Raw genomic sequence first — 9101 nt, 5'->3', positions numbered from 1 at the left:
GCCGTCGCTCACAGCAGTCAATAGACCCGACTCATCGATCGTTGCGCTTCCTGTTCCATTCCAGGCAGACCAGATGACCGCTTTGTTCATTGCATCTGTAGGCAGCGCCTCTGCTGTTAGTTGAAGCGTACCGCCTTTTGCTGTGATCGCATCATTTCCGCTAATTGTAATACTTTCAATTGGTTTTTCCGGGTTGGACTGCGTCTGGCCGCTAATCGTAATCGATTTCGTTCCCACGATGCCCGAACCATCAGTTGCTGTCGCCGTCACCGTTATGGTACCGTCGCTTACAGCAGTTAACAGACCCGACTCATCGATCGTTGCGCTTCCTGTTCCATTCCAGGCAGACCAGATGACCGCTTTGTTCGTTGCATCTGCCGGCAGCACTTCTGCTGTTAATTGAAGTGTACCGCCCTTTGTTGTGATCGCATCATTACCGCTAACTTGGATCGTTTCAACAGGTATAGCTTCGATTTCCATCGACTTGACGATCATCGTAAAGCTTCTCGTATCCGTTACTTCACCCTTCGTTAAGGTTGCAGTCAAGGTAACAATGGCGTCTGCCGCACCTGCTAATGGACGAACAATTTCACCATTTGTACGAACAATTTCAGGATTGTCACTTGACCAGGAAACGGTGACATCATTTAATCCTGTCGTAGGCAGTGCCACGTTTTGTGTGACAACAGCTGCATTGTTGCCTGCTGCGTAGCCTATTTCGAGGGCTGCTACCGCCGCAGCTACATTAGCAATGTCCGGATCATCTTTGAGGATCCAGTGAGCGTAGAAGTTGCTGACGGATGCGGTAGACCAGTTGCCCTCATATACTCTGACGCCGCCACTGCTGTAGTACTGTTGGCCATTTCCGCCAGTGTTTGTGTAGAATCCTTGAAAAGAATATCCATCTCTTTCAGGGCGGGTGATTCCCAGTGGCAGTTTGCCGCCGTAGTTGACCGAAATACTTTCCGTACCGCCTGATCCACTCTGAGGATCCAGCATAATACTGTAGGTATTCGCCGTAAAGCGGGCATATAAAGTCAAATTACCGACAGAGTTGACTGCAACGTTGACACGCTTTGAGCTCGGCAGGAATTCCGAATTGGTATACCAGCCATTGAAGCTATACCCCTCCTTGAGGCTCGGCTCGGCGAGGTTAAACGTCGGCGTTTCAAAGGTATAAGCGACCTGTTGGCTGCCCGGCATAACGGCTGATCCTTCACCGTCCTTATAGGTGATCGTGTAGGATACAGCCTCCCACTTGGCGAAGAGTGTTGTCACCGCCGTCACGGTATCAGAGCCAAAGCTCCACGCATTATTGTAGGCCGAATCCTTGTACCATCCCGCGAAAGTATAACCGTTCCTGATCGGCTGTTGTGGCACATTGATATTGCTGCCGCCTTCCACATTAGGGATGGACATGACCGAACTGCCGCCCTGAGAGTTGAACTGGACCAAGAATTTGTCGGCTTCTAGCTGAATCCATCCAGCGTAGAGAGTCCTGGCGTAAATATGACCTTCGCCGAGAGTGTTGACCACAGGAGTGCTGAAACTATACTCCTGCGTGAAAGCCGAATCGGTATACCATTTTCCGTCGAATAGATAACCGCTGCGAGTCGGATCGGTTGTCGGCCGAGTCGCTTTTTCCCCTTCACGAACATATTGATTGGCGACCGAGCTGCCGCCCGACGTGTTGAAAATTACGCCATTGCGCCCCGGTGGGAATACGTTGCTGCTTGCGAAGCCGATATTGTTGCCAGCCGCAAAGGTCGTATCCCAGTTGGAGCCCGTGTTGATCGCATAGCCTGAAGCTCCAGTACCATAGAAATATAATTGCTCATTATTCAGCATTGAAGCGGTAATCGCCGGTTGACCGGATTGTTGTCCAGTGCCCGAGTTGTTCTGAGTATTGAATATGATTCCGCCTACGGCAGCCCGAGGCATACTAATCTTGTACCAATGCGTGTCGACACCATTGTATTTCAATCTCGTCATCGTACCGCCAGGCCATCCGCCGAACAACTCAGGGTTGTACGTGTAAGTCCTCACACCGAAGGTGTGGGTACCCCAGGCTTGGAAGTTCGCATTGCGATTGATCGACAAATAAACATTGACATGAGTTGGCTCTGCGACCGGCGGAACGACCGCTCCTACAGGTTCGACTCTAGTGTAGGTAAACGCTTTGGTCATCCAATCCCCTTCGACTGCTCGGCCCACCAACGTGACGGTAATCGGCTCGTTGTAGTTGGCGTTCACAGTGATGATGTCATTATGAGCAAAGCTCACAGCATCGCCGTTATTAATAGCGTAGCTGGCATTGGTCACATTGACGGCGGACATCCTGAGCTTGAGCTGATTGCCGGTAAAGCTGTTGCCGGCGAGCACATCGTCATCGCTAGGCAAAGCAGCCAGAACGGCGGAGGTTGCGACCTCTTTCTCCATTAGAACCACAAGGCCTGGGTTGCTGCCGATGTCAGTGTTGTTGGCTTTTGCAGGGTTGCCAGGAATCGTTCCACTGATCCTGCCGCTCGCTACTGTAAAGATGTTGGTCGGATTCAGTGCATTAGCATAGAAACCATCCTTCAAGAAATTCACCGGTACACTGCCTAGAACACGGTCGGTTGTACTTGTGTTGAGCAGCACCGCACCGCCGCCGTCCGCAATTGTACCGCGCTCGATCATGACGGCATTGTTACCGAGGCTTACCAGATTCTCGTCCCGTCCCGCCATAGCGTTGTGGAACTTGTTGACAGCAACCACTTCGGGATGGCTCCACTGAGGCCGGTTATTGTCTACGTTGTCTGCAGTCAGTACGCTTGTTCTCTGGCTCCCATCAGCGTTGACATTACGGGCAAAGAAGAGGGGGGATGCGTCCTTACGGGCGGCAATAATGGCCCAGCCCTGTCTGATCTGCTTCGGGCTGAAGCTCAGGGACTCTCCTTCGTTGTTATAGGTGTCGTGGGATTCCACCCAGGGTACCAGCCGGTCGGCCGACAGGCCCTCGGCTGCGTAATCCGCCCATTTGTCGAGACGACCGATGTCCCCTACCTCGAGGACGCCACGTACATCATGCCCGTACTTGGAAGCAGTCATGTCGATATACTTAGCATAGCCTTTCATCCTGTCGTTCTTGGGGTCTCCCCCTTGCAGCACCTCGCCATACTGGAAGTTCACTTTGCCTTTCTCCTCAAAGTAGGCTTTGGCGGCACCAGTCACATTTTTCACATAATCGCTTTTGAACTCCCCATCGGGATAATCCGCGGCAATGCTCGCTGGGGAAGGCGCGTCGTCGTCAAGTTCGATATGCTTGATGGCATCGTAGCGGAAGCCGCTCGCGCCAGCGTCAATCATGTCCTTTAAGTAAGCAATGTAGGAATCTTGAACAAACTTGGAGCCCGTGTTCAGATCCCTTAGTCCGCTGATCATATTTGGTTGGGTCAGAAGAAAACGGTCATTGTAGCCTACGTTGCCGCTCACACTGTGGAAATATGTGTTGTCATTCCACGGGGCATCCGAGTTGCCAGTGCTGCCCATATGGTTAGGCACCACGTCGACAATGACCTTGATGCCAAGTGCTTTGGCGGCAGTGGTCAGGCTGACAAACGCATCCCTGTCGCCATATCTGTTGCCTTTGCCGCCAGCGAGCATGTTGCTGGGCTGATAGGCAAAATACCAGTTGGTCCCAGAGGCGCTGCCCATGATAGGCGAAGTCTGTATCGCCGTGTACCCGGCGTCAGCGATAACCTGTAGGTTTTCCTCTATGACACTTAAATTCCAGTCAAAGGCATGCAGTATAGCGCCATCACGTATGCGATCCGGGATGGGACTGCTCGTTATGGAAGCCGCCGTTACTGGCTTGTCCGTTAAAGATTCGGCCTGAGCCGTCGGCATGGTCAAGACCGATGCTATCAGCACCACTGTGAGAAGCAGACTAAGGAAACGTTTTCGGTTCAGTTGTTTTGTTTGTTTCATGGAAATGTTCAATCTCCTTATAGATAAAATGATAATGATAAAATAGAGATGATTAGTAAAAAGCTAGTTTCACAGAACACTATTTCACAAAAAATTTAGACTGTTACTTGAATACTGTGCCATGAACTTCACCACCTTCGTAAAAAATAACCGGTGTAACCGCATTCAAAGGGGGTTATTCGATTACCTCTGCATTATCGTGTTGCTCCCAATTCTCCACCGGTATTTACATACAGCCCATGGTGGATATATTTCCTCCGTTAAATATACCACTGTTAAAATGAACTCAAGATAGAGATCGATTGCGAATGTAGACGATTATTATGCAAAAAAAAAGTTCGTTCCGAAAATTATCTATCTTCTTTTCATCCGAATACCTAACTTCACCCGTGCTCCGTCCTATTCTTAAGCGTGCTATTCGTTCAACCATTACCTGTAAATATAGATCCACCTAAATTCAAAAAGTCCCGATGTACCTGAATACATTGGGACTCGCTTTGTTGTTTCACACCTGCTACTTAGGCTGTTTTTCTTAGCATTCCGCTTCCTTCAGTTGGCTTTCTGCAAAACTACGCACTCAAATATCTTAAAATCCTTGAACACGTTCAACCGTACGCTATCCTGCTCCATATATAAGTCTCATACCTGAAAAAGGTTGAACTTCTCGGAGAAATCCTTAAGCGCCGTAGATGGAGACAACACTTCGATAATTAGCGTTGGCGCAAAATGTAGTTCTCCCACAACAACCAACCTTGATGTTCGTCTTGAAAATCTGGTTGCGTGTACCTAAATGATAAAACATGCTGCTTTGAATTCTCACTGTGCAGCTGTTTGACTTGACCAGCGACGAAACGATTAAATTCGCCAAGCTGAATTCCTCCATCGTACAACCATCACGGCATTCATTAAATCCCCTATTATTGGGGACTGGAAATATGCGAGAATATCGAGTTCCGCTTCTGCCGTGTTCCCGGCAAGGGCAGAGAAAAGAAGTTCGAGTTTCGCGTGCTCTACTCTAATATTTCCTTTCTTCATAATGACCTAACTAAGGATTTGGTAGGGTCCAGCTTTTGATCTACGTATGCGCCTAGATCAACTATGAATGAAAGACAAAATAAAACGGCCTCAGTCCTATGGGATACAGGACTAAGACCGCTTAATCTCAATGCATTTTCAAAAATTCACTTATTATACAAGCGACATATCCAACAATCGAATGATCATCGCCACTGACTCAGCACGGGAAGCAGATTCATTCGGTTTGAACGATCCGTTGCCTTTGCCACTTACGATACCTGCATTTGCGAAAGCATTGATTGGTTCAGAAGCCCAGTTCGTAGCTACATCTGAGAAGAGATTGGATGGGCTAGGAACATAGTTCGTCAGTCGAGCAAGCATAGCAACCATCTCAGCACGGGAAATTTCTTGATTAGGATGGAAAGTTCCATCACTATAACCTGTGATTATTCCATTAGCTTGTAATGCTGCAATCTGCCCTGAGGCCCAGTGTCCATTAGTGTCAGAAAAAGTGGAACCGCTTGAACCGCTTAGACCAAAAGCTTTTGCAAGCATTGTAGCAAACTCAGCACGAGTTACCTTCTCATTAGGATGGTAAGAACCATCACTATAGCCTGTAACAATTCCCATCTTCGCAGCACGCTCTACTACTGAAGCACTCCATGAAGACGCTGGAACGTCCTTAAAACTTACGGCAGGAGCAGATTTCTCTTTTTCCACCATTGCCTTAACTACGTCCACATCTACCTTGTCGTTGAAGACAGGTTTCAAAATCGTTGGCGTTGATGTCGGTACCGGCGTCGGTGTTGCTATTGGTGTTGGTGACGGCGTCGATGTCGGCGTTGATGTTGTCGGTACCGGTGTTGGTATTGATGTTGTCGGCGTCGGTGTCGGTGTTGGTGTCGGTGTTGGTGTTGGTGTTGGTGTTGGTGTCGGTGTTGGTGTCGGCTCAATTGTTGTCGGTTTTACAACAGTAAACTCATCGAACTTAACCCCCGCACTCGTACGTGCTTCCACATGAATGCCATCCTCAGTAATTTTAATAGCGGAATATACGGGAACGTCTTCATCAAAAATAAAGTTCAAATAATTATATTTCGTACCATCATAGAATTTCCAGCCCGCTGCACCACCATCTAGGTATACGGTGCCAGCATTTGTATCCTTATTAGGCTTACCATCCTGCATCGGATAGGTGCGCGCATACACATGATCGTGACCAACCAGAACCAAATCTACTTTCTTCTCTTCTAATATTGGTGCAAAATACGTTTGTGTATACTCAACAAGGGTTTCTCGACCATTTTCTGTATGGTAAGCCGGACGGTGGAACATAGCAATTGTCCATTTTTTATCATTCTGTTCCAAATCTTTTTCCAACCATGCAGCTTGATCTATCATTTGCTCCTCTGTACCCTCTGAATTTAATATTACAAAATGAGTATTATCAACATCATAAGAGTAAGCATATTGCACTTGAGATTCTGGTCCATTCGTTGGGAAATTCGCACCCTTGGTAAATACTTCTTTCCCCTCACTCTTCACATCATGATTACCCAATGCTAGAGCAGATGGAATTTTTGTTGCATAGACCGAAGAGGCTTCCCAAAAATTTTGCCATTCTTCAAATGCGCCGCCTACATCTACCATATCCCCACCATGCATAATAAACTCTGTTGTTGGGTTTTGTTGCAAGGCGTTAGACATTAGCTCTTGATAGGTTTGTATTCCATGTGATTGATTCGTATGGGAATCTGTAATAAATAAGAATGAGGTTGGAGTTGATTTATCCTGATCAATTGTAGAATATTCATACCACTCCGACCAATTGCCCTCATAGCCTACACGATATTTGTATGCGGTAACTGGTTTCAAGCCTTTAATTAACGCATTATGAAAGCGAATTTCACCTTTCGTTCCATTTTCCTTCATGCTAAGCACTTGAAGTTCACTCTCAGCTTGTTGTTCTTTTACATGATTGAGATCAGGGCTTTCTCCTGTTCCCCATTCACTCGCTTCAATGTATTGAAGGTACGTATAGGTTTGGTCAGGCTTTGTTTGCCAAGCAGCACTTAGCTGGGATGACATATCTTCTGCCACATAGGTTTGAACATATTGAGGTTCATGTGTTCCGTATTGCTCTACAACCTCATAATTGACAACCTTACTGTTCTTATCACCGTTGACCGCTTGAACCTGATAGGTGCCAAGTGCCAATGTAGTTAGGTCTGTCGTTAATTGTCCTTTTGCATCCGTTTTGCCAAGGCTGCCATTCAATTGCTGACTGCTAACGTCAGATTCAGAGATATAGCCTGTGGTTTGACCGTCTGCAAAAATAATTTCGAATAATCCATCCTCAGCCTCTGCTGAAGCATAGTAACGTTCGCCGGCTTTTGCAACCATTAGTACATCTGAAGACGTATCATCATCCTCATATACATTAGATGTTACGGTATTAACGGTAACGACTGAGCTTTGCTTTAATAATCCAATGAAAACAATATCCGCACCTTCATACGGTTTGCCCTCATGGTCTAATACTGTAACGGTAGAAGGTGTTCCCAAACCTACTCCCGTCATTTCTATCTGATATGGAAAGGCGATTGTATAGTGAATCGGAGCAGCTAATGGTGAGCTCGTCTGAATTTCGCCAGCAATTAGCTTTGAATTACTCATTATTATAGATTTGAAATTTTCACCACGTCCTAAAGCGGCATGAGAGCTCACTCTGAAGTTAACCGTTACGAATTCATGAGCTGCTGCAGCTAGGTTATTAAGTGCTACCTGAACAGTTCCATGCTCATTATCAATATCTGAAGTTAGGGCAACTCCATTTGCCTCAGAAATACTTTCAACTTGAAGGGTGCTGGCGTCATAATTTAATGCAAATTCTGCCCGTTCCGCATTCAAATAATCTTTGATACCTACTTTAACAGCATAAATTTCATTACTTACTGCCTCTTTGTTTGCAGTCATAGTTAAACGTTCTCCTGCATTCACTGTGAAGGCAAATGTTTTCTCTGCTGGATTACCGGCTTTGTCCTTCACTTCAATAACTAGCTCATGATAACCGCCATCCACATTTTTTCCAGGATAGGTCAATAAATTTGTTTGTGCAGAATAGTCCACGTTATCCGTAATATTCGTTCCATCCAAAAGCACAGATAAGGTATCCAAATCTAAACCTGATCCATTATCGTTCAGCTCAACTTTTAACTCGTCAAGTGGAGCGCTTAATACTTCATTCGGGGCAGGGACTAAAGGTTTAATGCTCGGAACGTCTTTATCCTCATCCGTTTCCTGATAGATAAAGGTAATATCATCTACCCAAATAGAACCCTTATTTTTCTTACTCATATTCGATTGTTTCAATTGGAAAAACAATTCAAGGACAATCGGACCTGGCTTACCTTGCGGAACTGCCGCCTCGATATACTTCCAACCAGACCAATCTACACCCATTTGATTCCCATCGTAAAACTCAGCTTGGAATGAAGATCCACCACCATCTCTGAATTTTGTCGTTAGCAAATGTCCTTCATTGTTTCCATAAACCCACATCCCTACTTTAGTAGGGTAACCAGATACGGGGATATTTCCCGATTTATACCCGACTTCAATTTGAGAGGGGTTATCTACAATACCAATCATATCGTAATCAATTCTAGCCGAATATTGTCCATTTCTTACACGTTTCTTGCTATCTTCCAAATGCAGCGTAGCACCATACATACGTTTAGGGTTAAATTTCACATCTGAGATTCCATCCTCAAAATCTTCAACGATTACAGATGGTGTAGGATCACCTATTGCATAAACATGATTATTTTGACCAAAACCGGTATGTAATCCACCCCCTAACAATGAAACGATTGATGCGATAACGATTGTTTTACGTAATAACTTAGCTTTCATTAATTTCCCGACTCCCTTAAGTAAAATGATGGTCAACGAGAACTATAACAGTACAATGTAAATTTAAATCCCCTAAACTATTAAGAAATTATATTGTATTCAAATAATAAGTAATTAAAAGTCGTTTTATTAAGTAGAATCTGAACTTACATAAGTGCCTACGCATCGCTTAATTGAGAGCATGTGATCCAACACAATTC

The 9101-nt window shown here is 45.7% G+C and carries 2 protein-coding genes and 2 pseudogenes; 1 reads left to right on the top strand and 3 read right to left on the bottom strand.

Translation table 11 applies throughout. From position 1 onward, the window contains the following. The coding region (locus FGT79_RS21400) for an InlB B-repeat-containing protein (protein ID WP_138754859.1) at nt 1-3969 on the bottom strand (3969 nt) is incomplete at its 3' end. A gap of 645 nt (nt 3970-4614) precedes the next feature. Beyond that, a pseudogene (locus FGT79_RS32620) lies at nt 4615-4692 on the bottom strand (Uma2 family endonuclease); the annotation flags it as partial. Nucleotides 4693-4802: 110 nt separating this feature from the next. Here FGT79_RS32620 and FGT79_RS31980 point away from each other — a divergent pair. Beyond that, a pseudogene (locus FGT79_RS31980) lies at nt 4803-5028 on the top strand (SpoVR family protein); the annotation flags it as partial. A 129-nt stretch (nt 5029-5157) separates the two neighbouring features. On the opposite strand, the gene FGT79_RS21390 reads toward FGT79_RS31980, so the two are convergent. Then, nucleotides 5158-8937 (bottom strand): S-layer homology domain-containing protein, encoded by a 3780-nt coding sequence (locus FGT79_RS21390; RefSeq protein ID WP_171056358.1) that lies wholly within the window; start codon nt 8935-8937, stop codon nt 5158-5160. Nucleotides 8938-9101: the final 164 nt, after the last annotated feature.

The sequence above is a fragment of the Paenibacillus sinopodophylli genome (assembly GCF_005930355.1).
GTDB lineage: Bacteria > Bacillota > Bacilli > Paenibacillales > Paenibacillaceae > Pristimantibacillus > Pristimantibacillus sinopodophylli.
This window is presented reverse-complemented; position numbering and strand designations above follow the sequence as displayed.